The sequence below is a fragment of the Acinetobacter nematophilus genome (genome assembly GCF_026344175.1).
GTDB lineage: Bacteria > Pseudomonadota > Gammaproteobacteria > Pseudomonadales > Moraxellaceae > Acinetobacter > Acinetobacter nematophilus.
In genome coordinates, this window is record NZ_JAPKMY010000016.1 from 12872 (window position 1) to 39762 (window position 26891).

Sequence of the window (26891 nt, forward strand, 5' to 3'; positions counted from 1 at the left end):
GCAATTTTACAGAAAAAAAAAATTTATTTAATTGCGAAATACAACAAAAAATACGCATATACAAAACAAAAAAAGGGAGCTTTCGCTCCCATTTTTTCACTAAGCTTACGCCTAATGCGTCAACAATTATTCAGCATCAGCTGCTTTAGCGAATAATTGACGACCACGGTAGAAACCATCTTTAGTCACATGGTGACGGCGGTGAGTTTCACCTGAAGTTTGGTCTACAGTTAATGCATTCTCGGTTAAAGCGTCATGTGAACGGCGCATGTCACGGCGAGAGCGACTTTTACGGTTTTGCTGAACGGCCATGATGGCTCCTTACAAATCGAAAAAATGGATCAGAACAAATTCGGTTGTCTTAACTTAACAGTATAACACAAAATTTAGTTAAGTTTACCCTTCAAACTTGCCAAAACATCAAACGGGTTATCCCGTTTTTCTTCAACAATGTCCTGAACGGCTGGCTGATGCTTATGTTCGCAAGCGTCATGCTTAGGAGACAAAGGCATCAACAATAACAATTCATCTTCTAAAAGTGCAAGTAAATCAACAGTCGCAGGAGTATTGGTTAAATAATCTCCCTTGGTTGTCGCTTCACTTTCACCTAATACGATGAAATCAGCATCCTCATCCAAGCGCTCTATCAGTGACTCATCATCTATTAAAGCCAAATGGAAATCAGAAACCAGAGGAATTTCAACAGAATCCAGACAACGCTGGCACTCCATCGGAACTTTAGTATCTACATGACCATCCAACCATACGATACGATGATACGCATCCATTGATAGCTTACAGTCTATATTGATCAATTGATCATCAATTGATCCAACAGCTTCACGGGAAATACGAACAAAGCGAGACAATGGCAGTGTACCTGACCATGTAAAGCCTTGTTCAGCCCATTTAAACGGCTCTATCTGTGCCGGAAAGGTATTTGCTGACATAATTAAGGCGGCAATTCTACAAATTCATAGGTACTCTGTCAAAGATTAAGATACAATTTTGTACTTATTTAGACAGATCTCTTGAGTAATACAAGCCATGCATCAGTTGCAGCCGCAACCTGAAGTCACTACTTCATTACAGTTTAACACCCGCTTAACCTCTGAAAACACATTGAATGTGACCGATGTGCAACGCTCCCAATGGGAGAATTTACAAACAGAAGCCCAGCAAGTAGATTGGCTTATCTTACACTTTAATCGTTGGTTTTCCCACCTAAATGTGACGCTTGTTCGTGGTGATTTTGAACCTGAATATTTTCCTGCAACAAAAGACCAGCCCGCTCGCATTCAATTTGCACATGGATTTTTCAATAGTGCTTTACATGAAATTAGTCATTGGACCATTGCCGGCGAACAACGTCGATTATTGCCTGATTTAGGCTATTGGTATGCGCCTGACGGACGTACAGCCGAACAACAAGCATTGTTTGAACAAGTCGAAATCAAACCTCAAGCCATAGAATGGTTATTCTCTAAAGCATTTGGACGGAAGTTTCGAGTCTCACTGGATAATCTCACTGGAGAAGGTGGTGATGGTACTGCATTTAAAGACCATGTTTACGCTCAGGTGCAATGCTTTTTCTCTGGTGAAAGCAAGCTTCCTCGAGATGCAAAGCACTTTATTGAATGTATTTGTGCATACACTCGAAGTGGCAAAACATTACAAAGTGCTGAATTTAATCGAAAGGATTTAGACAACTAATCCAGTACATTGTCTCAACCATCTTCATCAACTCTCTTGACCACCTTGTTCTTGTGCTGAGGATGTAACTGACAATCAGGATTCACTCTTCAGCACCAGATCGCCCCCGCTTTTAGTGAATGCCATATTCAAAATATACTCATCATGCATCTAAGATTATTGACTGATATTATGCACCTGGTATGAGTTGGATTTACCCATGCTGAAAATATAGACACATATGGCAGAGTCTTACACCAAAAGTTTAAATTTAGGGAATAACCTTCAGTTAGACCTGTTTTTTTTCAAAATGAGGAGCAAAGCTCCGTAAAGGCAACCATCTTGTGCAGCGACATCACTGTTCATCGTATTACTCGACCATGTCTGTCAAAATATTCTGAGTATCACAAATACTTTAAAAATGAGAAGCAGCCCTGCCTCAGACAATTGCGGATGATGTCCGCGTATCTATTTTATTCAAGAGACAAATATGATTTAGCGTTGCTGTGTAACATCAGTGATTAAAATACTCATGGATTCAAATAAAATTACAAATAATGGTGTTCTTAACCATTTATTTTCAATACCATATATGAATAGATAATAAATCAGGAGAATAAATATGCTGCATTTAAGAGTACATCCTGACAACCCTCAACCGCGTTTAATCAGTCAAGCTGTCGAAAGAATTCGAGCAGGTGATGTTGTGGTCTATCCAACAGATGCTGCTTATGCCATAGGCTGCCAGATTGGAAATAAAAATGCCATGGAACGTATCGCCCAGATTCGTGGTCTGGGGGCTAAACATCAATACGCCATTATTTGTGCAGACTTATCAGATATTGCGACCTATGCCAAAGTAGACAATGCAATGTATCGCCTGCTGAAAGCCAATACACCCGCAGTCACCACTTATATTTTACCGGCAACCAGTGAAGTACCTCGTCGCTTAATGCATCCAAAGAAAAAAACCATTGGTTTGCGTGTACCAAGCAATCCCGTCTGTCAAATGTTGTTAAAAGAATTAGGTGAACCCTTATTGACCAGTACATTAATTTTGCCAGGTCAAGATACACCTATGGATGATCCTTATGATATTGAACAACAACTTGAAAAACGTATTGATGTTTTTATTGATAGTGGTTTAGGTACTTTAACCACAACCAGTATTGTTGACTTGTCAGGTACAAATCCTGAAATTATCCGTCATGGTGTCGGTGATGTCAGCGCTTTTGAATAAGCGCCGATCATTTTTTCCAAACTTTTTAGAAGTCAGATCAAATGGATCTGTTTACCGCCATACTGAATATTCATCAATTGCAGATTCAGCAAAGTCTATTTGTAGAACAGCCGTGGACGCCAGAATCTCTGGTCAAATTACAGGATATACCGGTCAATAGAAAAATACGGAATGACAATTTCACTTACTTCTTAGATGTTCTGGAAATTAAATCTTTGCTCTTGCGTCTTGAATCTCGAAATACGTGTTTAAGAGATATATGTCATTTAATCATTGAACATGCTATCGAAAACAGTAAATTCATTGAATAATATTAAAATTCAGATTCAACAAAAAATGTTCATCACTTTTTGTCTATTTTTAGATTGGTATTTTTGCTAATTCAGTTTATAAACAAAGCATAATCCTAAAAACAAAGTGTCATTATGATATACAACATTCATCACTTGCATTGTGGAACGATGTGCCCTATCTGTGCACCACTGTATGGACAAAAAGGTTTACATGCCAAAATGGTCTGTCATTGTCTGTTGGTGGAAACGGATAAGGGATTGGTACTCATCGATACGGGGTTTGGGAGTCAAGATTATCTTCATCCTCAAGCACGTCTAGGTCGATTATTCGCCAAAATGAGTGCAATTCAATTTGATTTCTCACTGACCGCAGTTGCACAAATTCAACAACTCGGTTTTCAGCCTTCTGATGTGAAACATATTTTAGTCAGTCATTTGGACTTGGACCATGCTGGAGGGATTTCAGACTTTCCTCAAGCCACGATTCATATTCTATCCAGTGAATATAATGCCGCTCAGAACCTCTCAATGATGAATAAATTACGTTATCGCCCACAACAATTTAAAAATCATCGTCACTGGAACTTCCTTGAACCCAAGAATGGAGAATCTTGGTTTAATTTTCACAAGGTTCAGGGTTTTCACATATTTAATGATGAAATTTTACTGATTCCATTACTGGGACATACCACGGGTCATTGTGGTATAGCGATTAAACAACAAAATGGATGGGTTTTCTTTTGTGGTGATGCCTATTACAGTCATTTGGAATTAGATCCAAATCATAAACTTCCACTACTGGATAAGCTGGAACGCTTGTTCGCAGAGAACAATACAGCTCGTTTAAAAACACTTGCTGGAATACAACATCTTGCCCAAAATGAGCCACATATTGAAATAATCTGTGCGCATGATCCAGTTGAACTTGACCGATACCTTGTAAAATAATCATGAGATTGAAATTACTTGCCTCGACCGCCTTGGTCTGCCTCAGTTTAAATTTGACAGGCTGCATCACCACATCAACACTTCCTGATCATCAACGTCCTCAACAATGGGGCACTGTGATGAATAAACACTATAATTTCTATCGTATCAGTGACACAGTTTTTCGTAGTGAACAGCCCAGCACAGAGATTATCCCAGCCTTAGAAGAGCATAATATCACTGTGGTGATTAATTTAAGGAGCCGTGATCGGGATAAAACTGTTTTGGCACAACATGGCTTTGAATTGGTGCATGTTCCAATCAATACTTGGGCGATAGATCGTGATGATTTACTTCAAGTCATGAAAACGATTCAAATCGCACAAAGAAACCATAAAAAAGTCCTGATTCATTGTTATCACGGGTCGGATCGTACTGGGGCAAGTGTTGCCATGTATCGCATTATTTTTGAAAACTGGTCAGTCGATGATGCACTAAAAGAAATGAAGCATGGTGGTTATGGCTTTCATCCAATTTGGATCAATATTGAAAAAATTTTTACCCCTGAAAATATAAAATGGATCCGTGAGCAACTCACGAATCCATCTTGAATACCCCCATCCATACCATTTAACGGCGGTCTAAAGGCACCCATTCAATTACCCATGCAGACTTCATGCCCAAGCTGTCATCTGCATTAATTTTCTTACGTGCCGCATCTGCGCCTTCACGATCTTTAGATGGTCCAACCATGATACGAATCCCTTTTGAAGTTGGGCTCTTGGTCACTTTATAACCTTTGGCACGTAGTTTTGCCGCAACGGCATCCGCATTGGCTTCATTGGCTGCAAGCGCAACTTGCACCATCCATTGCTTATCACCATTTTCCAGTAAATCACGTGCTTTTTCTGCCTCAGCTTTCTTTTTAGCTTCTTCAGCTTTACGCTTTTTCTCTGCTTCTGCTTTCTTCTCTTCAGCTTGTTTTTTCTCAGCGGCAGCTTTCTTTTCAGCTTCTGCTTTACGTTTATCTTCAGCTTTTTGTTGTTCTTCTAGCTTACGTTTTTTCTCCTCAGCGGCCTTACGCTCTGCTTCTGCGGTAGCTTGTCGCTTCTGCTCAGCGAGCTTTTTTTCAGCTTCGGCTTTCTGCTTCAACTGCGCATTTTGTTGCTCAAGCTGTTTCTGTTCGGCGGCTTTCTGCTGCGCTTTGGCTTTCTCGTCTTGCACCAGCTCAGGTGGAATATCTGCACCCTCTTGCGCTGCCGCCGCACCACGTCTTGCATTTGCTGCTGCATATTCTTCAGCAGCCTTGCGTGCAGCATCCGCTTCTGCCTGTTGTTGCATCCGTAAAAACTCCGCAGCTTTAGCTTCTTGCTCAGCCACAGCCTTTTCACGAGCACGTTTTTGCTCTTCCAACAGGCGTTTTTCCGTTGCAACATCCACAGTCAATGGTTGCAATTGCACAGGCTCACCCGCTGGCGTAGTTTTGTTTGGCTGAGTTTGACCCGCAGGTTGTGTTTCAGCCTGTCTTTGGTGGATTTCTTCTTTACCTTTTAGAAGTAATGCCGCCAATAGAACACCACCACTTAATAAAACAACACCGCCCATCCAGCGTTGTTTGTTATTCATTGACATTCTTCTAAATACTCCCAGACCGCTTCTAAGGTATGGAACGAACCACACACCAAAATCAGCTGATTATTATTGGTTTCTGCAAGCGCTGATTGAAATGCGGCTTGTACACAATCAAACTGTTCAACTGTCTCATTCTGCAATGCTGTATGCAACTGTTCCATTGATGCTGCACGCGGCACAGTTAATGGAGCAATTTTCCACTTTAAGACAGTATTTTTCAACAACTTGACTACAGAATCTATATCTTTGTCAGACAACATTGAAAAAATAGAGACAACTTCTGTGTACTGTTTATTGTATTCTAAGAATTTTCGCAATTGCTTTAACAAAAATTCAACACCATGCGGATTATGCCCCGCATCAAAAATGACTGTTTTCTTTTGTATTTTTCTAATTTCAAAACGCCCAGCCAATTGTGCCTTTTCGATGCCTTGAGCAATTGCCTGTTGCGAAACATTTAAATCACTGAGCAAAACTGCGGCGACAGCAGTAGAAATATTTTCTAAAGCAAGATGCCCTGTAGGAAGTTTTAATGTTGTTCCCGAACTGGCGAAATCCCAAGACTGACCATCTTTAGATAACTGAAAAAAATAATCACGATTAACCGCAAATAACGTTGCATCACATTGTTGTGCTTTATCCTGAATCGCTTGCGGTAAGGTTTGTACGCCGCCAAATACGACAGGAATATTTGGGCGAATAATCCCTGCTTTTTCGAAAGCAATTTTTTCAATGGTATCACCCAGCCAATCTGTATGATCTAGCCCAATATTGGTAATCACAGCAACATCAGGATCAATCACATTCACTACATCTAAACGACCGCCCAGCCCGACTTCAAGCACCCAGACATCACATTGCTTTTGTTTAAAAATAACGAAGGCAGCCAATGTGGTTGCTTCAAAAAAGGACAAGGACAGATTACACATGCGACGTGCTTGGTCAACCTGAACAAAAGCATCAATCAGAGTTTGATCGTCAACTTCTTGACCCGCTAATTTAACACGCTCATTAAAACGATAGATATGAGGAGATTGGTATAACCCGACATTGAAGCCCTGTGCATTTAGAATTGCGGCGAGGGTTGTGGTGGTTGATCCTTTACCATTGGTCCCAGCGACAGTGATTACTTTCGCATCGGGATGCAGGATTCCGAGTTGTTCAGCAACAGGAAGGACACGCTCTAAGCCTAAATCGATTCCTGTAACGTGAACATGGCTCCAATAATCGAGCCATGTTTGTAATTTATCAGTATTTAAAGGTGCTGTTTCTTTGTTCAAGGCAAGTTCATCAGTTTCGCTACAATACGATATACAGTATCACGTAATGCATGACGATGAACAATTTGATCGACCACCCCATGATCAAGCAAAAATTCCGCACGTTGGAACGGTTCTTCAAGTTTCTCACGTACGGTTTGTTCGATAACGCGCTTACCTGCAAAGCCAATCATGGCTTTAGGTTCCGCAATCTGTACATCTCCCAACATTGCCAAAGATGCAGTAACGCCGCCGTAAACAGGATGCGTCAACACCACGATATAAGGTAGATGTGCATCTTTCATTTTTTGAACTGCAGCTGAAGTACGTGCCATCTGCATAAGAGACAGCATGCCTTCTTGCATGCGCGCACCACCAGAAGCTGCAAAACAGATTAATGGTTGCTTGTCTTTGATGGCTTTTTCAGCAGCCTGTACAAAACGATCACCTACAACAGTACCCATTGATCCAGCCATAAAGTCGAACTCAAAAGCACAGGCCACCATTGAAATATTTTTCAACTGCCCCTGCATGGCTACCAATGCTTCAGTTTCACCTGTTTTATCCTGTGCTTCTTTCAAACGTGCTGGATAAGGTCTACTGTCGACAAAATGTAGAGGATCTTTCGCAACAAACTCTTGACCAAGTTCATGGTTCACTTGATCAAAGAACCAGTTCAAACGATCACGCGCTTTCATTTTCAAATGTTCATCACATGACGGACAAACATAAGCATTAAAAGACATTGCTGTACGAGTCACGAGTGCATGACATTCAGGGCACTCAATGGTTGGTTCAGTAAACGTCGCTTTGAGTGTTTGTTGTTGATCAGGCATATCAATGCCTGGAACTTTACGATCTGTCCACGGCGTAGTTGCGCTGAGGATTTTCCCTGATTTCACTTCTTGATTCATACTAACTCATCGAGCGCCGCTCGAAGCTCCTTGACTTTATTCACTGCTGCTTCAACAGCTTGTTCTGGTGCAAGATTTGCAAAAGGTTTGACAAATGCACTTCCGACAATCACAGCATCTGCAACTTGACCAACCGCTTTAGCAGAAGCAGCATCACTGATTCCAAAGCCCACCCCGACAGGAATATCGGTAAAGCTTTTAATTTTTTGAATACGTGTTGCAACTTCGGTCGTGTCCAATGTTGCAGCGCCGGTAACACCTTTTAGAGACACATAGTAAATAAAACCACTGGCTTGATTCACAACATGTTGAATACGCTGTTCTGTAGAGGTTGGTGCAAGCAAAAAGATTTGATCCATATCGTATTTTTGCAATACGTCATCTAGTGTTTTTGCTTCTTCTGGAGGTAAGTCCACCAGCAACACGCCATCTACGCCACATTCATTGGCATAAGACACAAACTTTTCATACCCAATGACCTCAACAGGATTTAAATATCCCATTAAAACCACAGGTGTAGTGGTGTCTTTTTGACGAAATGCTTTGACCATATTCAAAGCGTCAAGTGTGTTGGTGCCGGCAGCCAGAGCACGCTCTGCTGCAAGTGCGATTACAGGACCATCTGCCATCGGGTCGGAAAATGGTAATCCAAGTTCTACAACATCTACGCCTGCTTCAACCATCTGATGCAACAGAGGTACCGTTACATGAGGTTGTGGATCACCCGCCATCACATAAGAAACCAAAGCCTTACGCTGTTGAGATTTAAGTTGTGCAAAACGAGTGGCTAAACGTGACATAGGATTGTACATTCCTTGAATTGTTCAAACTTGAGGAGTTTTTAGACGATCAGACAACTGAGATGAATTTAAAATTCATTGACTTATTATCTTCCATCATCCAAATGTATAAATACAAGACACCGCATTGTAACGCTATTTTTTACTCAAAGGATAGAGTCACATAGTCGCTCAAACGTATCTTGTTTTATATGACAAATAATAAAACAACCCATGTGCACATTTAGCGCTATTTTCAAATTGAGGACAATGATCAAAGTTACCTATTTTTAATGTAATGAAAATCACGCATATTTTTAAAAAAATAAAAACAAATCATCAATATAGGGTAAGAAAAGCACATCTAGAGCATACACAATCATTTTTCAGAAATTGCAAAAGCTGTTTATACTACGCGGGATTCTGATTTTTTATCTCCTCTTATGACCACATTTCCACAGGCTAAAGTACAAGCCAGTGCGCTTGCGCTATTGCCACTTATTGTATTTTTAGCCATTTTTTTAGGTAGCGGTATTTACCACACCATCATTGGTACTGAGTTTGCTTTTTATCAAGTCAAAGCCCCGATCGCTGCTTTGCCTGCGATCATATTGGCCATTCTGCTGTATAAAGGAAAAATAAACTCAGCAATTGAAGCATTTTTAAATGGAGCAAGTCATCCAAACCTGATCCTCATGTTTATGGTTTTCATGTTGGCTGGTGCATTTGCGAGTGTGACCAGTAACATTGGAAGTGTGAACTCCACTGTTCAATTTGGTTTGTCCATCATCCCCCCGACATTTGTCTTGCCGATGCTGTTTGTGATCTCTGCCTTCATTGCAACTGCAATGGGCACATCAATGGGCACTATTGCAGCTTGTGCACCGATTGCTTTTGGATTCTCGCAAGCCACTGCAATTCCGCCCATCTATGCCATAGGAGCTGTCGTCAGTGGAGCAATGTTTGGCGATAATCTATCAATGATTTCAGATACCACCATTGCTGCAACAAGAAGTTTAAATGTAGAACTACGCGACAAATTTCGAGTCAACATTTGGATTGCACTTCCTGCTGCAATCATCACCATCCTAATTTATTTTTTGACCAGCCATCAATCTCAACTCATTGAATATAAAAGCTATAACTTAGGCTTGATTGTGCCGTATCTGGCTGTTTTCTTTTTGGCTTTTACCCGTTTGCATGTGCTTGCAGTGTTAACGATCGGTATTATCCTTTCTATTTTAATCGGTTTGGTGGCAAACCCGGAATTGAATTTACTCAAATTAAATAACGCAATTTATGACGGATTTGTGGGAATGTTTGAAGTTGCGTTACTTTCCATGTTTTTAGGTGGGCTTTCTGCCATTATGCAAAAAGAAGGTGGTTTAGAGTGGTTAATTCAACGCATTTATGCTGCAACTCGACGATTTAATATAGGTCGACAACGTGCAGGCGAAATTGGCATCAGTTTTTTAGTGGTTTTCTCTAATTTATTCGTTGCCAATAATACGGTTGCAATTATTTTATCGGGTGACATGGCAAGAGAAGTTGCCAAAGAATATGGTGTAGATCCCAAACGTGCTGCTGCATTCATGGATATTTTTTCATGTGTGATTCAAGGCATCATTCCCTATGGTGCACAACTTCTACTCGCTTGCTCAATCGCTAAACTTTCACCTGTAGAACTCATCGGTTCCATTTATTACTGCTGGGTCTTGGCAATATTTGCAATTTTGGCTATCGCATTTAGATTTCCAAAATTAAAATAGAAATCATGTACATGAATAAAAATTAACTTAGTCCACCATCATATTGACTGAGTTAATTTTTGCAAAGGATTTACAAAGACCGTAAGTCTTTTTTCTTTTTTAACAACGTTTGCCCACTATATGCTTTATAGGCTCGGGCCAAAGCGGACTGGTCCGAATAACCTAAACGCATTGCAATTTCAGAAAGCTGCATGTCACCGCTAAGCAAAAATTCACATCGTTTCATGCGTTCACTTTCAACAATCTTTTTAAAAGAACTATCCAACTCGCTGAGTTGACGTTGCAAAGTACGCGTCGATATATGTAGCTCCTGTGCAACATCTTCAATCTTTGGCGCTTGTTCTTTGAGTTTTAAATACTCCGCCACGATAAGATGCAATTGTTGGGCAATGGTTTTATAGCGAGGTTTAGCTGCGATCGCTTCTTCTGCCTGTTTGACCAAAAGCTGCATCAAAGACGGATCAGCTTGTTGTATTTTCAGTTCCAAGCCATCCATACGCAATACAAAACTATAGTGAGGTTGATTGAATAACACCTCGCAAGCATAGAACTTTTGATAATGATAGAGCGCCATCTGAGGGGCATGAGCAAAGTGTACTGCTTGCAGGGGAAATTGATTGGGGGGTACGATTTTCCGTGCAAGATGCATCATCAATGCATTGGTAAATTCATTGATTAAAATATATTTATCGTGGTGAAATGGCCAAATTAAATGAACATATTGCCCTTTTTGTTGCATCTGCATGGGTATAACTTCATCCCCATCAATCACCAAGCGACTAAAACGCATAATATTTTGCAATGCTTCGGCAACAGTAGTACTTCGTGATGCCATATAACCCAGCACCCCAAAATGTTCAGGTCGAACATATTCCGCCATTTCAAAAACAATTTGGGGGCAATCGAATGCCTGTTTGGTTTTTTCAATCAATTGGTGAAAGAATAGATAAGCCGATTGCGTATCGATAGGCAATGACAGGATATTCAGCAAATGTTTTTTTTCATCTGTTTGCAAAAAATCAAGTGTTACAACATCCACACCTCGTTCAGCCAAGTACATCTGCCAGAGATGGAAATAGCCGTTCGGAATCTGAAGGTCTTGCATAGGCTGGCACTCTTTCTATTCTACATATCAACCAATTTGACATTCTAAATTTTCATTCTGTCATAAAATGTATAAAAATTGGCAATATCTGTCAAAACAAAGCTGTAATTTCCCGACATACTGAAAACATCTAAAGCAATGCAAGTAAAACAAAATGAATGCATTAGTTAAATATCAGGTGGATCCCGTCGTTCGAACCAAACTCGATTTTAAGCTTGAAGACGTTCCTCGCTTTTGGTTTGGTGGAGATCCATTCCGTACCCGGTTATTTGATGCTTTGAGCCTTACCTTTCCAGATGGAGAACGCTACTTTATTGAAAGTGTTCGTTTATTCCGAAACAAAATCACCGATCCAGATTTGCAGCAACGGGTTGCCGACTTTATTCGTCAAGAAGCTCAACACGGCATGGCACATGACAAAATGAATCAGGTGATGAAAGACCAAGGTATGCCTGTGGATCGATTTATTCAGCTTCTACAGAAAATCTTTAAATTTGAACTCAACCAACGCTCTCCACAGTACAACATCGCCATGACAGCTGCAGCTGAACATTTAACCGCGCTTATGGCAGAAACTTTTTACCGTCACAAAGCAACCTTAGCCGAAGCGCATCCATATGTTCGAGCTTTATTGGCATGGCATTCCATAGAAGAAATGGAACATCGGGATGTGGCTTTTGATGTAATGAAACAAGTAGGTGAAGTCCCTGATAATTTACGTCGTTTCGCTTTGGCGTTTACGACAATCATGATGTTCAACTTCACGCTGTACCGTGCCAATATCATGTTAAAGCATGATGGTTTCAGCCGTATAGAACGAATCAAAATGGTGGCTCAAGGCTTACCGTGGTTTTTGGGTAAGCAAGGTATTCTTTCTGCAATGAGAACTGAATATTTGGATTGGTTTAAAAAAGATTTCCATCCTAACCAACATCCAGTGATTCGCCAATATCAAGTTTGGATCGATAGCATGGCTGCCACCAATGACCCAATTCAGGCAGGCGAAGCATTTTGGCAAGCAGGTTTATAGGTTTGATTTAACTCAACCTGCTTATTTACCAACCGTTTTGGAACTCAATATTGCGAGAAATAAAACAATGAATGCATATGTAAAACATCAAGTTGACCCTGTAGTCCGAACAAATCTAGACTTTAGATTGAATGAAGTTCCTCGCTTCTGGTTTGCTAATGACCCATTTCGAACACGTATGTTCGATGCATTGAGCCTCACTTTTCCAGTGGGAGAACGCTATTTTATCCAAAGTGTGCGAGCCCTTCGCGATAAAATCACCGATCCAGATTTACAACAACGTGTGACAGATTTCATTAAGCAAGAAGCACAACACGGTCTGGCCCATGACAAAATGAATCAGGAAATGCAACGCCAAGGCATGCCTGTGAATCAGTTTGTTAAATTTATGGGTGAGCATTTTGAATACATCCTCAAACACCGCTCTAAGCAATACAACATTGCCATGACCGCTGCAGCGGAACATCTCACTGCACTTATGGCAGAAACTTTTTATAGTCATAAAGAAACTTTAGCCGATGTACACCCCTTTGTACGTGCACTCTTTGCTTGGCACTCAATTGAAGAAATGGAACATCGTGATGTCGCATTTGATGTGATGAAAGATGTCGGGCAGGTTTCTGAGCCTTTGCGTAAGTTTGCGCTGGCTTTTGTGACACTACAGATGTTTGGCTTCACCTTTTACCGTGCCAATGTGATGTTAAAACATGATGGGTTTGGTCATCTGCAACGCGCCAAATTCGCACTTAAAGGTATTCCCTGGTTTTTTGGTAAATCCGGAAAACTAACTGCCATGCGTCAACAATATCTGGATTGGTTTAAAGCTGATTTTCATCCGAGTCAACATCCAGTCATTCAACAATATCAAGTCTGGGTCGATACTTTGGCTGAAACCAATGATCCAATCCAAGCAGGTGAAGCGTTTTGGCAGGCTGCTCGATAAAGCATTAAAACCATTCAGCTGATTTCGCTACCTGATTAATTTTTCAGCAACATAAGATTTTATCCAAACCCATCTTATGTTGCTTTTTTTTCCTAAACACTCACTTCAATATTTGACTCTAAACTGAGTCTTACCACTTTGCATAATGCTGTTCAAGCAAACCATACTCTTGATTAAGCTGAATGATTTCACCTGTTTCTGATTCGATGTGACCACTGATTCGTGATTGCCATTGGCTAAACTGACTCCCCACCAAACGTAGATTTAAGTTTTCAAATCTTCGCCATCCCGTATCTATATGGAGATTAAGTTTCTGATCCAGAGAACGTACTGACCATAGATTGCTATCTATTTTTTCAAATAATACATCAGCAACACTGTACAATGTCCCGTTGACCCAAAGACAATTTTCATTCCCAAAGCTTTCATTGACGCCTGATGCAAGGTTTAAACCAATACGTTTGCCTTGTTGATCCCAAAAATTGCAGGATAACCAAAACCATGCCGTTTCAGGTCTTAAAAATCCACAAGTATCATCTAGGGATGCCAGTGATTGATCATTAAAATCGATCACTTGTTTTCGCTTATTAACAAAAAACCCCTCAACCGCCAATGTTGTTTTCTTTTGGGTATAGGTCCATCCATTAATCCCGTTGGGACTGCATAAGCTTAAAGGTTCAGTGCCAGCACAAAATATTCGTGCCTTTAACTGTTCTTCACCATGACGTGTTGCACGGATATAGCGTACCCCGTTAGCATGTTGCATTTCGAATTCAAAAGGCGACTTGCTAAAATGGCTTTGACTATATAAAGGCTGTTCATCAAGCGAAGTGCCACGTCCTAAAATGGTATTTGCATTCCACTCTAAAACCTCTTGATTTGTATGATCATATATGTAGATAAAACCGTGTCCAGCCCAACCAATATCCGCAATCGCAATTCCAATAGAATACGGTCCATGCTGAATACCACAAAATTTAAACTTCTTATATTTTAAATGCTTGCGCCATCCTGTTAGTGTCTTTCCATAGGGTGTTTTATATACGTAATCATGAACATTAATTTTGCTGGGCAGCTCTTTAAAGCGCCCATAACGTGGCTGACCGTTACTTTGTATTAAATCCATGTGAATTCCCAATCCTTTTATAAGGGAAATATTAGACTTTAGTCGATATTTTGATTATTGCTATTTTTCCACATATAGCAACCTGATTGATATCAAATCGTAAAAATTATCACGCGCATTATATTGAAGAAAAGTGTCATAAATGTATAGTATTTAATCAAAAAAGAGAGGATAAAAAATAGGGCAATTGCCCTATTTTTTTAATTCGTTCAATCCATCAGATAATTTTCCCTGATGGCATCTGATCTATCAATTTTTGTGGTGCTTTAAAACGCTCACCATATTTTGCTTCCAATGAGTTTGCGCGAGCCAGCGCTTTTTCCAGACCATATTGGTTGAGGAATTGAATCGCCCCCCCAGTCCACGGTGCAAAACCTATTCCGAAAATTGAACCAATATTGGCATCGACAACAGACTCCAATACATGCTCTTCATAGCAACGCAAAGTATCCAGTGCCTGTACAAACAGGAAGCGATCAATCATTTCTTGCTCAGAAATATCCACATCTTTCTTCCAATGGCTTAATCCCTCCCACAAGTGTTTTTTCCCACCCTCAGGGTACTCATAAAAACCTGCACCCGCTGCTTTACCCTTACGTTCAAAAGTGTGAATCATCGTTTCAATCACATCATCTGCACCTGAAAGTGGTAAATCCTTGCCTTCTGCTTGCAATGCTTTACGGGTTTCTTTAGCCACATGTTCAGAAAGTGTTAATGCGACTTCATCCTGAATCGCAAGTGGACCCACTGGCATACCAGCCTTCAATGCCGCCATTTCAATACGTGCCGGATGAACGCCTTCATGCAACAGACGCAAACCCTCTTGTACAAAGGTGCCAAAAACACGACTGGTGAAGAAACCACGACTATCATTGACAACAATAGGCGTTTTACCAATTTGCTGCACATAGTCATAGGCTTTTGCTAAAGTTTCAGCAGAAGTATTCTTACCTTTAATGATTTCCACCAATTGCATTTTGTCGACTGGACTAAAGAAATGCAGACCAATAAAATGGGTAGCATCCTTAGATGCTTTGGCTAATCCCGTAATTGGCAAAGTTGAGGTATTTGAAGCCATTACACCACCGTCGACCAGGAACTGTTCAGCTTCTTGAGTCACTTTGGCTTTTAATTCTTGGTTCTCAAAAACTGCTTCGATAATCAAATCACAGCCTTTTAAATCTTCAGCAGAAGCTGTTGCAGTAATCAAACTTAAAATTTGATCACGCTTTTCAGCAGTCATACGCCCCTGAGAAACACGTTTGTCCAAAAGTTTTTGACTGTATGCTTTGCCTTTTTCAGCATTTTCAACAGATATGTCTTTCAGAACAACCTGTATGCCCTTGATTGCCGTTGAATAAGCAATCCCTGCACCCATCATGCCTGCACCCAATACACCCACCTTGGTCGCCTGCCATTTTGCGATCTCTTTAGGGCGACTCGCCCCAGCTTTAATCGCATTTAAGCCATGCCAGAATGTGCCAATCATATTCTTCGCGACTTGCCCTGTTGCAAGGTAAGTGAAATAACGATTTTCAATGCGGAAAGCTGTATCCACATCAACTTGGGCACCTTCTACTGCGGCAGCCATGATTGCTTCTGGTGCCGGATAGCATCCTTTGGTTTTGTCCCTTAACATGGCAGGAGCAATCGCGAGAATTTGAGCAACAGCTGGTGTTTTTGGATCTCCACCAGGAATCTTATAGCCTTTTACATCATAAGGCTGTTGTGATTTCGGATTCGCTTTGATCCAAGCAATGGCTTTGTCGAGCATGTCTTGCTCGTTCTCAGCGAGTTCATTGACCAAGCCTAGCGATCTCGCTTTGTCGACACCAAACTGCTTGCCTTCCATTAGAAATGGAAAGGCATTTTGCAATCCGAGCAGACGTACCATCCGCACCACACCACCACCACCTGGCAATAAGCCCAGAGTTACTTCAGGTAGCCCCAATTTAATCTTGGGGTCGTTTAGCGCAATACGATAGTGACAACTTAAAGCAATTTCCCAACCGCCGCCTAAAGCAGTCCCGTTAATCGCAGCAACCACAGGTACCCCCAAAGTATCAATCGCACGTAGATCGTCTTTGAGTTTTGCTGTCATGTTAAAAAATTCAGTTGCATGCTCAGGTGTTGCTTCGATCAATTCATCCAAATCACCGCCTGCAAAGAAAGTCTTTTTTGCAGAACGGTAAATTACACCTTTGAGATCAGTTTCAGATTTAAGCTTTGAAACAACATTTTCTAAAGCCACACGGAAATCAGCGTTCATGGTGTTGGCAGATTGGTTCGGAGAATCCATCGTTAGAATAACAATGCCATCTGCATTTTTTTCATATTGAATTGCACTCATTATTCTTCTCCTTAAACCAACTCAATAATGGTCGCAATACCCATGCCACCACCCACGCACAAGGTCGCTAAACCACGTTTTTTCCCTTGACGCTCTAATTCATCCAACAATGTACCTAAAATCATTGCACCTGTTGCACCCAAAGGATGACCCATTGCAATCGCTCCACCATTGACGTTCACTTTTTCAGCAGGAACTTTCAATTCGGTCATAAAGCGCATCACAACCGACGCAAAAGCTTCATTGACTTCAAATAGATCAATATCATCAATCGTCAGACCTGCTTTTGCCAATGCCTTACGTGCAGCGGGAGCGGGTCCTGTCAACATAATCGTGGGATCCGTCCCCACCAAAGCCGTTGCCAGTACTTTGGCACGAGGCTTTAAACCTTGTTCTTTTACTGCTCTTTCAGATGCCAATAGCACCACAGCGGCCCCATCCACGATTCCTGATGAGTTTCCGGCATGATGTACATGATTAATTTTCTGCGCTTCTGGATACTGCTGTAAAGCAATTGCATCAAAACCCATGCTGCCCATCATTTCAAAACTTGGATTCAGCTTTGCCAAGCCTTCCGCTGTAGTGAGTGGCTTGATAAATTCATCTTTTTCAAGAATCGTCACTCCTGCTTTGTCTTTCACAGCCACCACAGATCGATCAAAATAGCCTGCTGTTTGTGCCGCAGCTGCTTTACGTTGTGAATTTGCAGCAAACTCATCCACATCCGAACGGCTATAACCATCTAGGGTTGCAATTAAATCAGCACCAATCCCTTGAGGTACAAAATGTGATTTCAAGTTGGTTTCAGGATCAAGCGCCCAAGGTCCCCCATCTGAACCCATTGGAATACGGGACATCGACTCTACGCCACCCGCAACCACAATGTCTTCCCAACCCGAACGGACTTTTTGAGCAGCCATATTCACAGCTTCCAGACCAGATGCACAGAAGCGGTTAATTTGTACGCCTGCCACATCATTATCCCAACCTGCTGCAATCGCGGCAGTTTTGGCAATATCTCCACCCTGATCCGCAATTGGCGTCACACAACCCAATACAATGTCATCAACTTTTGAAGTATCCAATTGATGGCGATCTTTCAACTCATTGAGTAATGTGGTCAATAAAGTGATTGGTTTCACTTCATAGAGTGATCCATCTTTTTTTCCTTTTCCGCGTGGTGTGCGAATGGCATCAATGATGTAAGCCTCGCTCATAGCTGTTCCTTCTTATGACTTCTAGATTGTTATGTGCTTCGAGTGTACTTTATAAAGTCGAGAGATCAATGACGAGAACGGAATAGTCGCTTGATATTTTTTGTCAATTGAAAAAAAGCTGCAATTTAAAGAGAATTGAATGCCCATGTCTCAGCACCACAGATTCTTCATTACATACTAAAACTCATATAAGAATTACGATCATGTTGCTAAACAAAATCAATATTGAGAATATCACTGAATTTTCTTTTGCCTGTCTGGGCTAGATCAGTTTCATTTCTTGGATAGCTGATTGGTTGATCTTCACTTAAGTCTGAATGTAATGTACCAATTTCTAAATAGTCGATCTCAGCAAATTGAGGAAAATCATGTTCTACTGCTTCTAATTGTTGAATATACGCAATCGCTTCAGTTTGTGTGGGCGTTATCGCTTTTAAAGTTCTTACAATTTGTCCAAAACTCTCAAGATATTGACTGATTTCAAAGACAATTTCCTCATTTTGAAAATCACCATCCATAGCAATAATACGGAGATCATCATCTAAAGACGACTCGCGATAAGCTTGATTACGCCAAGGATCATGATCTTTACGGTATGTTATATACTGTGTTCTAGCTTTTTCAGCATCTTCTACAGTGATAAAAACACCTAAAATAATGTCGATAAAAGTATAATCTGAAATTGTTCTCATCAACATCCACATACTGTCCTACACCACATCTTGATTGTTAAATACTGAATAAACAACAACCAGCAAATCAATCTATTTTCATCTTGCATTCGCTTTAGATGGATAAAATATCCAATCTCATCGCACAGCGACTTTTTCGATTGAAGCCACATTGGACCTCATGTGCAATTTTCTTTTGCAGATAATCTGGTAAATCATCGTCATCCAGCTTTTGAAAACCTAGACTCTCATAAAATGGGCGATTCCAAACCACATCATTAAATGTCGTTAACGTGACCTTTGAAAAATCATGTTTGTGGGCATAATCGATAACATACTCAAGCAACTGCCGTCCAATTCCTTGTTTTTGCAACGTACCATCCACATCCAATTCAATAATATATAAATCCTGGTTTTGTTTTTCAGCATATAAAAATCCTGTGGCGTTATTTTCAGGATTTATCGAAACAAAGCCGTATGCTTGGGAAATCAATCGCATGTGGTCATCTATAGACAAAAGCGAGCTGTCTGCCAACCAAGCCAGTTCAGGAATATTTAAAAAAGCTTGTGCTGCCGATTTTTCGATTTCAATTAAACGTGCGATATCTGAGGTCTGGACTCTTCTAATTAAACATGTCATTTATTTATCTAGCCATACATTTAGCGTTAAGTTTGATCAAACTCTCCCCTTCAAAAGTTTGAAATTGAGATACCTCTCCACTTTAAATAATATCATGCAATCAATGATGTAACAGACAAGTCTAAATGATAAAACTGATTAAATTCGGTAGCTTGATAATTTGAGAAAGCATCGCCTTTGATAAATCCAAACTTTTTATACAAATGAATTGCTGGTTCAAAAGAAGGATGTGTCCCTGTTTCAAGACTCAATTTTTGATATTTTCTCAACTGTGCAATATGCAAAAGATGTTTTAAGACTGTAGTCGCTGCGCCTTTAGCTAAATGTTGAGGATGAGTCCGCATTGATTTTACTTCAGCATGAATCGGTGATAGCTCTTGAAGAGCGCCACATGCTAAAAGCTCATCTTGATCCCAAAGGGTATAAAAACTGATCTGTGGCTGTTGTAAGGCGAAAAGGTCTAAAGCAAAACTATTTTCAATCGGTGAATTTTCATGCATGCCCGCCAAATGAATGCGAAGCAAATTTTGTACTTGTATGTCATCAAACTGCCCGAGTTTAATCATCTTTTAATGCCTTATTGTTTAAACCTTTCCCATCATATATTAGAAAAAAACCTCAACAAAATAATGGGACATAAAAAAGCCCAAGTTAAACTTGGGCGGAGGATAATCAAAAAATAGTTTTTGATTTCATCATGCAGGCATCAGTGATAACCATGTAATTGGCGATATAGTCCTGGTGTAACCCCAGTCCATTTTTTAAATGCTCGATGGAAAGTACTGGTTTCACTGAAACCAACTTGCTGAGCTACATCTTCAAGGGTTAAATCTGGATTTAATAACAAATGAATTGCGGCATCACGACGTAATGCATCTTTAACCCCCTGATAGCTCTTACCTTCAGCCGCTAAACGACGTCGCAAAGTTTGCGGAGAGAGATACAGCATGGATGCAACATCATTCAAGGTCGGCATTTCCTCGCCGATTTGACTCTTCAGCACTTCGCGGATACGTGATGTCAATGAATTGGTATTTTTAAATTTCACCAACAGTTGTGCAGGGGCAGCTTTTAAGAATTCTTCTAAACTCGCCTCGTCTTGACGAATCGGCAGGTCTAAATAATCAGCAGCAAAGGTAATTTCTGTACGAGGCATGTCGAACTGCATTACAGGTGCAAAGAACAATGCATCATATTCATCGGCATGATTGGGACGTGGATAGCCAAAATGTACACGCTCTAAAGGAATACGACGTTCAATTAACCAAGATGCCAGACCATGCCAAATCATCAGCATACTTTCAGTAATGAAGTGGTCCGGATCCATGGTTTTTGGAATCAGAGGCACCAAACGAGCTTCATGTTTATCTCGTTCAACTGCAACGGACCATTCATCACCAAATAATTTATAGAATTGTGATGAAAGCTCTAAAGCGTCACCCAGTGTTTTTGCATGGATGATCAATTGGCACATGATGGCAAAAGAACCCAGACGACGTGGTTGAATATCGAATCCAACATGTTCATCTTGGGTCACCATCCACAACATTTTCACAAAGCGAGTATATTGCTCTGGTGAAATACGTGCTTTTGGCTGACGCAGTAATTCTGCTTCTATGCCGACATGTGAAAGTAAAGTATCAACGTCCATTCCTAAACGTTTTACACCGGTTAAGGCTGCATTCACAAAATGGATACTGATCGTATCACGACTCATGGTAAATCCTTCACTCTCTTTGATGTTCACTAACAATTGACCTAAATGACGCTAAAAAATGTTTTATTGGCGATTTACAACAGTGTAGATCACCTTTTTACATCATAAATTGCCGAAATGATCAAGGTAAATGGCTGAACATGACATTGTTTTGTTAATTTTATATTTCTATTATGGACGTAAAATCAACACTATATTGGTAAAAACAATTATGACAAGCGCTTTAAAGGGATTGAAAGTACTCGATTTTTCGACTTTATTACCTGGCCCATTCGCAACTTTATATCTTGCTGACTTAGGTGCAGAAGTGATCCATATCGAGTCACCTACTCGTCCGGATCTGGTGCGTTTGTTTCCTCCCTATGCAAATGGACAAGCGACATCACATAGTTATCTGAACCGTAACAAACAATCGGTCACACTGGATTTAAAAGATCCGGCCAGTATAGCGCAGGTCAAGCAAAAAATTTCCGAATTCGATATTGTGGTCGAGCAATTCCGCCCTGGGGTCATGCAACGCTTAGGTCTAGACTACCAAACCTTGTCTGAAATTAATCCTCGGCTGATTTACTGCTCGATTACGGGTTATGGTCAATCAGGCTCATATAAAGATAAGGCGGGGCATGATATTAACTATATCGCTTTGTCCGGAATCGCGGGACATTGTGGTCGTCAAGACAGTGGACCACCACCGATGGGAATTCAGATCGCTGATGTTGCTGGAGGCTCATTACATGCGGTGATTGGAATTCTAGCAGCTGTGGTCGAACGCCAAAATAGCGGGCTTGGACAGTACATTGATATTTCTATGACAGATTGTGTGGTTGGGCTCAACAATATGGCTGCAGCAGCCAATTTGGCAGCTGGTCAGCATCAGCACCGCGAGTTAGAACAACTGAATGGCGGCACGTTCTATGATTATTATGCAACTGCAGATGATCGTTATTTATCGATAGGTAGCCTAGAACCACAATTCATGACAGGTTTAGCAACAGCACTCGAACTGCCAATTCTATTAGAAAAAGGAACGTCTTTTGATCCTGAAGACCGCCAAATGGTTAAACATGCGATTCGAGAAAAAATTAAAACTCAGACACTTGCGGCATGGAATGATGTATTTAGTCAACTGGATGTTTGTGTGGAGCCGGTTTTAAGTTTGGATGAAGCTTTAAACTCCAAAATTTCCAAAGAACGCGGTTGGATCGTTCATGTTCCATTAAAAGCCAATGCAGATCAAACTGAACCTCAATTGGCTTGTCCAATCAAGTTTTCAAGATCACAGATGCGTTATCAATATATCGGTCAGCAACTTGGTGAAGGAGACTGGTAACAGCACATCAATTACATCATCTTTCAAGTTAAATAAAATTACAAATTGGTCATTTTCTTTACAATTTGTATGAATTGTAAGCAGATCATCCTGTGTAATCTTGAAACTAATCAATTACACAGGTGTTCTGATGATGCTTCATTATTCCTGCTTCTTACTGACTCAAAAACACGCACCCTCTACTTTCCATACTGATTTCAATCAACACATACATAAATTTAGTCAAACAAAAACAATAGAATAAATTAACCTAGAAGATACCCTTACTTTAATTATGTATTTTTTAGGAATTATCATCATACGATAAACTGTTTACATAAATTACAATTAAAAGTCAAAATCAATAGATTTTTATACAAATATGAGAGTATCATAAATAATTAGTTACAAAGTGTTATCAAGGTCACCAAATATGAATAAATCTAAAGGTTACTTTTATGGGGCAATCAGCCTATTGTCTTTATGCTGTTCTTTTCAAAGTACGCAGGCAGCTGATGCATTTGATCCACAAAGTCCGTGGATGCTAGGCGACTGGAACGGCAAGCGAACCGAGCTGCAACAAAAAGGTTATGACTTCAGTTTTGGTTATACTGGTGAGTTAGCCACATTACTGGATTCAAAAAATCACTCCAGTCACGGTACTGAGTATGCAGATCAGTTTGCAATCGGTACGCATATCGACTTAGAGAAAGTACTGGGCTGGAAAGATACAGAAGCGCAAATTACCATTACTGAACGTAATGGGCGCTCACTTTCACAAACCTCAGATGCACTTGCTGGACAACTCAGTTCCACTCAAGAAGTTTGGGGACGAGGTCAAACTTGGCGCCTCACTGATTTCTGGATCAAGAAAAAATTCCTTGATCAAAATCTAGATATTAAAGTGGGCCGGTTTGGCGAAGGCGAGGATTTTAACAGCTTTGACTGTGATTTTCAAAATCTTGCGCTTTGCGGCTCTCAAGTAGGGAACTGGGTGGGTGATCAATGGTACAACTGGCCAGTGAGTCAATGGGCGATTCGAGCAAAATACAATCTCAACCCAGAACTTTATGCGCAGATTGGTGCTTATGAATACAACCCTGAAAACCTGAAACGGGGCAAAGGTTTCAACCTCAGTACAGATGGTTCTCACGGTGCAATTATTCCAGTGGAAGTAGTTTGGCAACCTAAACTCAGCGCAGCCCATTTACCTGGTGAGTATCGTTTAGGCTACTACTACAGTACAGTAGATGCCCAAACCATCAAGAACCCAAACCAAACAGATCATAAACAAGGCGGATGGGTTGTTGCAAAACAACAACTCACCACCCATCAAGGTGATGTAAATCGCGGTTTAACAGGTTTTGTCAATGTCACTTTTCATGATTCAAAGACCAATACTGTAGACAATATGCAAAATATTGGGTTGGTCTATAAAGGTCCATTTGATGCCCGCCCTCAAGATGACATCGCCATTGGTTTTTCACGCATCAGTATCAATTCTGATGTAAATGATATTCAGATTCGTCAGCAAAACGAAGAATACAACACCGAACTTTATTATGGTGTCCATGCCACAAACTGGCTCACAGTTCGTCCAAATGTACAATATATCCGCCATGTCGGCGCATATAAAAATGGTGAAAATGCGTGGGTTGGGGGCATTAAACTGCAAACTGCATTTTAGTTTGAAGACGATAAATATTTTGATGCCCGCTCATATATTCTCCCAAGGCATGAAAATATTTAAAGTCTGATTTTTTAAGTTCTCTGCTTCATCAAACCTTATGGGAATGATCAAGCGTTCAAAATTAATTAAATAGATAGATAGGTGGTCAACATGCAAACTCCATCTTCAGGATTTAGAACATTTACCATTGCGATTGCAATTGTTTTTGGTCTGGTCCTCCTTATTGGTGGCGTATGGCTTGCAGCACTTGGTGGGTCTTGGTACTACATCATTGCAGGTCTACTGTTCATTGCAACAGCAATTTTATTACGTAAATTGAGCAGTTCTGCTTTATATGTCTACGCTGCGCTAGTACTCGGTACTGTAGTCTGGGGGCTTTGGGAAGTTGGTTCTGACTTTTTCGCGCTTGCACCACGTCTAGACATTTTAGGCGTGTTCGGTTTATGGTTGCTTATTCCAGCAGTTACTCGTGGTTTCGATGCCAAAGGCGCTAAAATTGCGCTTTCTGGAACATTGGCAATCACCATTGCCGTGATGGCATATTCGATCTTTAATGACCCTCAAGAAATTCGAGGAACGTTATCAGCGAAACAACCGACACCGGCTCCAATTGAAGGAATCGCCGATGCGGATTGGCCTGCGTATGGGCGTACCCAATCAGGTTTACGTTATTCACCATTGAACCAGATCAACTCTGACAATGTAAAAAATCTGCAAGTCGCATGGACTTATCATACAGGCGAGTCTAAAACAGAGAATGACTCTGGTGAAACCACCAACCAGGTTACTCCGATTAAAATCGGCAATAACATGTACCTGTGTACAACACACCAAAGATTGGTTTCTCTTGACCCGTCTACAGGCAAGGAAAAGTGGGTATTTGATCCAAAACTCAAGTCTGACAATACCTTCCAACACTTAACCTGTCGTGGCGTTTCTTACTACGATGCAAATAATACTGTCGGTTTTGCAACAAGCCTACAGGCAAAAAAATCGTCGTCTACAGAATGTCCACGTAAAGTTATTCTACCTGTGAATGACGGTCGTATCGTTGCTGTAAATGCGGATACCGGTAAAGCATGTTCTGACTTTGGGCACAACGGTGAAGTTGATTTGCAAAAAGATATGCCATTTCCTTACCCAGGTGGATATATTCCAACTTCTCCGCCAGTCGTTACAGGTACAACCATTATCATTGGTGGTTCAACAACCGATAACTACTCTACTCAAGAACCGTCTGGTGTAATTCGTGGTTATGACGTCAATACTGGTGCCTTGCTCTGGGTATTCGACACAGGTGCTGAAGATCCAAACCAAATTCCGGGTCCTGGTCAAAAATATGTCAACAACTCACCAAATGCATGGGCACCACTTGCCTATGATGCAAAACTTGATCTTGTTTATGTACCGACGGGTGTAGGTACACCTGATATCTGGGGCGGTAACCGTACTAAACTCCATGAGCGTTATGCCAATTCAATGTTAGCGTTGAATGCAACGACAGGTAAATTGGTCTGGAACTTCCAAACCACTCACCATGATTTATGGGATATGGATGTACCGTCTCAACCTACCCTGGCTGATATTAAAGATAAAACTGGACAGACTGTTCCTGCGATCTATGTATTGACCAAAACGGGTAATGCCTTTGTTTTAGACCGCCGTAATGGTCAAGCCATCGTTCCGATCAATGAACGTCCAGTGCCACAAACTGTAAAACGTGGTCCACAAACCAAAGGCGAGTTCTATTCTCCAACTCAACCTTTCTCAGACTTCAACTTAGCACCTAAAGATAAATTGACAGATAAACAAATGTGGGGCGCAACCATGTTTGACCAATTAATCTGCCGTGTCTCATTTCATCGTTTAAATTATGATGGCATTTATACTCCACCTTCAGAAAATGGTACTTTAGTTTTCCCTGGTAATTTGGGTGTATTTGAATGGGGCGGTTTATCACTTAATCCAGATCGTCAAATTGCTGTGATGAATCCAATTGGCTTGCCATTTGTCAGTAAGTTGATCCCAGCTGACCCTAACCGTAAGCAAACAGCGAAAGGTGCAGGTACGGAAGCGGGTGTTCAACCGATGTATGGTGTTCCTTATGGTGTTGAAATCAGTGCTTTCCTTTCACCATTCGGCTTACCATGTAAGCAACCTGCGTGGGGTTATGTTGCTGGTGTAGATTTAAAAACACATGATGTTGCATGGAAACGTCGTATCGGTACTATCCGTGACAGTATGCCTGGGATTCCATTGCCACCGTTCAAAATGGGTGTACCAATGTTAGGCGGCTCTATTTCAACAGCGGGTAATGTCATGTTCATTGGTGCAACCCAAGATGACTATATTCGTGCAATTAATGTCACCAATGGTGATGAATTATGGAAAGGTCGTTTACCTGCAGGTGGACAGGCGACTCCTATGACCTATGAAAGCAACGGCAAACAATATGTTGTAATCATGGCCGGCGGGCATGGTTCATTTGGGACTAAAATGGGTGACTCTATTGTCGCTTATGCCCTTCCAGATAAATAATGTAATAATCTAAGCAATAAAAAACAGGTCTTCGAGACCTGTTTTTTATT

Annotated in this window: 25 protein-coding genes; 11 read left to right on the top strand and 14 right to left on the bottom strand. The window is 40.8% G+C overall.

Annotated elements, in window-relative coordinates; translation table 11 throughout:
• Window positions 1-126 precede the first annotated feature (126 nt).
• Together rpmF and OSH00_RS19335 are read right to left on the bottom strand one after the other, a co-directional pair.
• Window positions 127-312, bottom strand: coding sequence for a 50S ribosomal protein L32 (rpmF, locus tag OSH00_RS19330; RefSeq protein ID WP_004830240.1), 186 nt, complete (start codon window positions 310-312; stop codon window positions 127-129).
• 74 nt (window positions 313-386) lie between these two features.
• Complete coding sequence (locus OSH00_RS19335) at window positions 387-950, bottom strand: YceD family protein (RefSeq protein ID WP_005031131.1); 564 nt, start codon at window positions 948-950, stop codon at window positions 387-389.
• A 97-nt stretch (window positions 951-1047) separates the two neighbouring features.
• Between OSH00_RS19335 and OSH00_RS19340 the strand changes: the two genes are divergently transcribed.
• From OSH00_RS19340 to OSH00_RS19360, 5 genes are all read left to right on the top strand, one after another.
• On the top strand, window positions 1048-1713 hold the full coding sequence (locus OSH00_RS19340; RefSeq protein ID WP_266131770.1) for an elongation factor P hydroxylase: 666 nt from the start codon (window positions 1048-1050) through the stop codon (window positions 1711-1713).
• A 601-nt stretch (window positions 1714-2314) separates the two neighbouring features.
• On the top strand, window positions 2315-2932 hold the full coding sequence (locus tag OSH00_RS19345; protein WP_266131771.1) for an L-threonylcarbamoyladenylate synthase: 618 nt from the start codon (window positions 2315-2317) through the stop codon (window positions 2930-2932).
• 41 nt (window positions 2933-2973) lie between these two features.
• Window positions 2974-3243, top strand: coding sequence for a hypothetical protein (locus OSH00_RS19350; RefSeq protein ID WP_266131772.1), 270 nt, complete (start codon window positions 2974-2976; stop codon window positions 3241-3243).
• 114 nt (window positions 3244-3357) lie between these two features.
• A complete protein-coding gene (locus OSH00_RS19355) occupies window positions 3358-4173 on the top strand; it encodes an MBL fold metallo-hydrolase (protein ID WP_266131773.1) in 816 nt (271 codons plus the stop codon).
• Window positions 4174-4175: 2 nt separating this feature from the next.
• Window positions 4176-4763, top strand: coding sequence for a dual specificity protein phosphatase family protein (locus OSH00_RS19360; protein ID WP_266131774.1), 588 nt, complete (start codon window positions 4176-4178; stop codon window positions 4761-4763).
• Between the two features lie 19 nt (window positions 4764-4782).
• Here the strand turns inward: OSH00_RS19360 and OSH00_RS19365 are convergent, their stop codons facing one another.
• The 4 genes from OSH00_RS19365 to trpA are packed head-to-tail and all read right to left on the bottom strand — an operon-like array spanning window position 4783 to window position 8757.
• Window positions 4783-5784 (bottom strand): SPOR domain-containing protein, encoded by a 1002-nt coding sequence (locus OSH00_RS19365; protein WP_266131775.1) that lies wholly within the window; start codon window positions 5782-5784, stop codon window positions 4783-4785.
• Window positions 5775-7064, bottom strand: coding sequence for a bifunctional tetrahydrofolate synthase/dihydrofolate synthase (folC, locus tag OSH00_RS19370; RefSeq protein ID WP_266131776.1), 1290 nt, complete (start codon window positions 7062-7064; stop codon window positions 5775-5777). Before folC ends, OSH00_RS19365 begins: the two co-directional genes overlap by 10 nt.
• Complete coding sequence (gene accD, locus OSH00_RS19375) at window positions 7061-7957, bottom strand: acetyl-CoA carboxylase, carboxyltransferase subunit beta (protein WP_266131777.1); 897 nt, start codon at window positions 7955-7957, stop codon at window positions 7061-7063. The genes folC and accD overlap by 4 nt, the downstream gene beginning before the upstream one ends.
• Window positions 7954-8757, bottom strand: coding sequence for a tryptophan synthase subunit alpha (gene trpA, locus OSH00_RS19380; RefSeq protein ID WP_196077517.1), 804 nt, complete (start codon window positions 8755-8757; stop codon window positions 7954-7956). Before trpA ends, accD begins: the two co-directional genes overlap by 4 nt.
• Window positions 8758-9179: 422 nt before the next feature.
• Between trpA and OSH00_RS19385 the strand changes: the two genes are divergently transcribed.
• Window positions 9180-10505 (top strand): Na+/H+ antiporter NhaC family protein, encoded by a 1326-nt coding sequence (locus OSH00_RS19385; protein ID WP_266131778.1) that lies wholly within the window; start codon window positions 9180-9182, stop codon window positions 10503-10505.
• 70 nt (window positions 10506-10575) lie between these two features.
• On the opposite strand, the gene OSH00_RS19390 is transcribed toward OSH00_RS19385, so the two are convergent.
• Complete coding sequence (locus tag OSH00_RS19390) at window positions 10576-11610, bottom strand: AraC family transcriptional regulator (protein WP_266131779.1); 1035 nt, start codon at window positions 11608-11610, stop codon at window positions 10576-10578.
• Between the two features lie 154 nt (window positions 11611-11764).
• Here OSH00_RS19390 and OSH00_RS19395 point away from each other — a divergent pair, with 154 nt between their 5' ends.
• Window positions 11765-12640 carry a metal-dependent hydrolase gene (locus OSH00_RS19395; protein ID WP_266131780.1) on the top strand — a complete coding sequence of 292 codons (876 nt, stop codon included), beginning with the start codon at window positions 11765-11767 and terminating at the stop codon, window positions 12638-12640.
• A gap of 67 nt (window positions 12641-12707) precedes the next feature.
• Window positions 12708-13583 carry a metal-dependent hydrolase gene (locus OSH00_RS19400; RefSeq protein WP_266131800.1) on the top strand — a complete coding sequence of 292 codons (876 nt, stop codon included), beginning with the start codon at window positions 12708-12710 and terminating at the stop codon, window positions 13581-13583.
• A gap of 130 nt (window positions 13584-13713) precedes the next feature.
• Here OSH00_RS19400 and OSH00_RS19405 read toward each other — a convergent pair whose 3' ends face one another.
• The 7 genes from OSH00_RS19405 to OSH00_RS19435 all read right to left on the bottom strand — a co-directional run bounded on the left by OSH00_RS19405 (window position 13714) and on the right by OSH00_RS19435 (window position 21304).
• Window positions 13714-14709, bottom strand: coding sequence for a DUF2804 domain-containing protein (locus OSH00_RS19405; RefSeq protein ID WP_266131781.1), 996 nt, complete (start codon window positions 14707-14709; stop codon window positions 13714-13716).
• Between the two features lie 217 nt (window positions 14710-14926).
• On the bottom strand, window positions 14927-17059 hold the full coding sequence (locus tag OSH00_RS19410; protein ID WP_266131782.1) for a 3-hydroxyacyl-CoA dehydrogenase NAD-binding domain-containing protein: 2133 nt from the start codon (window positions 17057-17059) through the stop codon (window positions 14927-14929).
• A gap of 11 nt (window positions 17060-17070) precedes the next feature.
• Window positions 17071-18276: an acetyl-CoA C-acetyltransferase gene (locus tag OSH00_RS19415; protein ID WP_196077524.1), complete on the bottom strand. Its 1206-nt coding sequence runs from the start codon at window positions 18274-18276 to the stop codon at window positions 17071-17073.
• A gap of 209 nt (window positions 18277-18485) precedes the next feature.
• Window positions 18486-18968, bottom strand: a complete 483-nt coding sequence (locus OSH00_RS19420; RefSeq protein WP_266131783.1) for a hypothetical protein — start codon at window positions 18966-18968, stop codon at window positions 18486-18488.
• Between the two features lie 94 nt (window positions 18969-19062).
• Window positions 19063-19587 carry a GNAT family N-acetyltransferase gene (locus tag OSH00_RS19425; RefSeq protein ID WP_266131784.1) on the bottom strand — a complete coding sequence of 175 codons (525 nt, stop codon included), beginning with the start codon at window positions 19585-19587 and terminating at the stop codon, window positions 19063-19065.
• 92 nt (window positions 19588-19679) lie between these two features.
• Window positions 19680-20153, bottom strand: coding sequence for a GNAT family N-acetyltransferase (locus tag OSH00_RS19430; RefSeq protein ID WP_266131785.1), 474 nt, complete (start codon window positions 20151-20153; stop codon window positions 19680-19682).
• Window positions 20154-20293: 140 nt separating this feature from the next.
• On the bottom strand, window positions 20294-21304 hold the full coding sequence (locus OSH00_RS19435) for an AraC family transcriptional regulator (protein WP_004724010.1): 1011 nt from the start codon (window positions 21302-21304) through the stop codon (window positions 20294-20296).
• 211 nt (window positions 21305-21515) lie between these two features.
• Here OSH00_RS19435 and OSH00_RS19440 point away from each other — a divergent pair, with 211 nt between their 5' ends.
• The 3 genes from OSH00_RS19440 (at window position 21516) to OSH00_RS19450 (ending at window position 26841) form a co-directional block, all read left to right on the top strand.
• Window positions 21516-22634 (top strand): CaiB/BaiF CoA transferase family protein, encoded by a 1119-nt coding sequence (locus OSH00_RS19440; protein ID WP_266131786.1) that lies wholly within the window; start codon window positions 21516-21518, stop codon window positions 22632-22634.
• 412 nt (window positions 22635-23046) lie between these two features.
• Window positions 23047-24300: a carbohydrate porin gene (locus tag OSH00_RS19445; protein WP_266131787.1), complete on the top strand. Its 1254-nt coding sequence runs from the start codon at window positions 23047-23049 to the stop codon at window positions 24298-24300.
• A gap of 153 nt (window positions 24301-24453) precedes the next feature.
• Window positions 24454-26841, top strand: a complete 2388-nt coding sequence (locus OSH00_RS19450) for a glucose/quinate/shikimate family membrane-bound PQQ-dependent dehydrogenase (RefSeq protein ID WP_266131788.1) — start codon at window positions 24454-24456, stop codon at window positions 26839-26841.
• Window positions 26842-26891 lie beyond the last annotated feature (50 nt).

What these genes read in the sequence shown, in the direction of transcription:
- OSH00_RS19420 (WP_266131783.1), bottom strand. Translation starts at nt 18,968, where the DNA reads ATGAGAACAATTTCAGATTATACTTTTATCGACATTATTTTAGGTGTT.
- OSH00_RS19415 (WP_196077524.1), bottom strand. Translation starts at nt 18,276, where the DNA reads ATGAGCGAGGCTTACATCATTGATGCCATTCGCACACCACGCGGAAAA.
- OSH00_RS19450 (WP_266131788.1), top strand. Translation starts at nt 24,454, where the DNA reads ATGCAAACTCCATCTTCAGGATTTAGAACATTTACCATTGCGATTGCA.
- accD (WP_266131777.1), bottom strand. Translation starts at nt 7,957, where the DNA reads ATGAATCAAGAAGTGAAATCAGGGAAAATCCTCAGCGCAACTACGCCG.
- OSH00_RS19355 (WP_266131773.1), top strand. Translation starts at nt 3,358, where the DNA reads ATGATATACAACATTCATCACTTGCATTGTGGAACGATGTGCCCTATC.
- OSH00_RS19400 (WP_266131800.1), top strand. Translation starts at nt 12,708, where the DNA reads ATGAATGCATATGTAAAACATCAAGTTGACCCTGTAGTCCGAACAAAT.
- OSH00_RS19395 (WP_266131780.1), top strand. Translation starts at nt 11,765, where the DNA reads ATGAATGCATTAGTTAAATATCAGGTGGATCCCGTCGTTCGAACCAAA.
- OSH00_RS19440 (WP_266131786.1), top strand. Translation starts at nt 21,516, where the DNA reads ATGACAAGCGCTTTAAAGGGATTGAAAGTACTCGATTTTTCGACTTTA.
- OSH00_RS19365 (WP_266131775.1), bottom strand. Translation starts at nt 5,784, where the DNA reads ATGTCAATGAATAACAAACAACGCTGGATGGGCGGTGTTGTTTTATTA.
- OSH00_RS19405 (WP_266131781.1), bottom strand. Translation starts at nt 14,709, where the DNA reads ATGGATTTAATACAAAGTAACGGTCAGCCACGTTATGGGCGCTTTAAA.
- OSH00_RS19425 (WP_266131784.1), bottom strand. Translation starts at nt 19,587, where the DNA reads ATGACATGTTTAATTAGAAGAGTCCAGACCTCAGATATCGCACGTTTA.
- OSH00_RS19410 (WP_266131782.1), bottom strand. Translation starts at nt 17,059, where the DNA reads ATGAGTGCAATTCAATATGAAAAAAATGCAGATGGCATTGTTATTCTA.
- OSH00_RS19345 (WP_266131771.1), top strand. Translation starts at nt 2,315, where the DNA reads ATGCTGCATTTAAGAGTACATCCTGACAACCCTCAACCGCGTTTAATC.
- OSH00_RS19385 (WP_266131778.1), top strand. Translation starts at nt 9,180, where the DNA reads ATGACCACATTTCCACAGGCTAAAGTACAAGCCAGTGCGCTTGCGCTA.
- OSH00_RS19360 (WP_266131774.1), top strand. Translation starts at nt 4,176, where the DNA reads ATGAGATTGAAATTACTTGCCTCGACCGCCTTGGTCTGCCTCAGTTTA.
- OSH00_RS19430 (WP_266131785.1), bottom strand. Translation starts at nt 20,153, where the DNA reads ATGATTAAACTCGGGCAGTTTGATGACATACAAGTACAAAATTTGCTT.
- OSH00_RS19340 (WP_266131770.1), top strand. Translation starts at nt 1,048, where the DNA reads ATGCATCAGTTGCAGCCGCAACCTGAAGTCACTACTTCATTACAGTTT.
- rpmF (WP_004830240.1), bottom strand. Translation starts at nt 312, where the DNA reads ATGGCCGTTCAGCAAAACCGTAAAAGTCGCTCTCGCCGTGACATGCGC.
- OSH00_RS19350 (WP_266131772.1), top strand. Translation starts at nt 2,974, where the DNA reads ATGGATCTGTTTACCGCCATACTGAATATTCATCAATTGCAGATTCAG.
- OSH00_RS19445 (WP_266131787.1), top strand. Translation starts at nt 23,047, where the DNA reads ATGAATAAATCTAAAGGTTACTTTTATGGGGCAATCAGCCTATTGTCT.
- OSH00_RS19390 (WP_266131779.1), bottom strand. Translation starts at nt 11,610, where the DNA reads ATGCAAGACCTTCAGATTCCGAACGGCTATTTCCATCTCTGGCAGATG.
- OSH00_RS19335 (WP_005031131.1), bottom strand. Translation starts at nt 950, where the DNA reads ATGTCAGCAAATACCTTTCCGGCACAGATAGAGCCGTTTAAATGGGCT.
- OSH00_RS19435 (WP_004724010.1), bottom strand. Translation starts at nt 21,304, where the DNA reads ATGAGTCGTGATACGATCAGTATCCATTTTGTGAATGCAGCCTTAACC.
- trpA (WP_196077517.1), bottom strand. Translation starts at nt 8,757, where the DNA reads ATGTCACGTTTAGCCACTCGTTTTGCACAACTTAAATCTCAACAGCGT.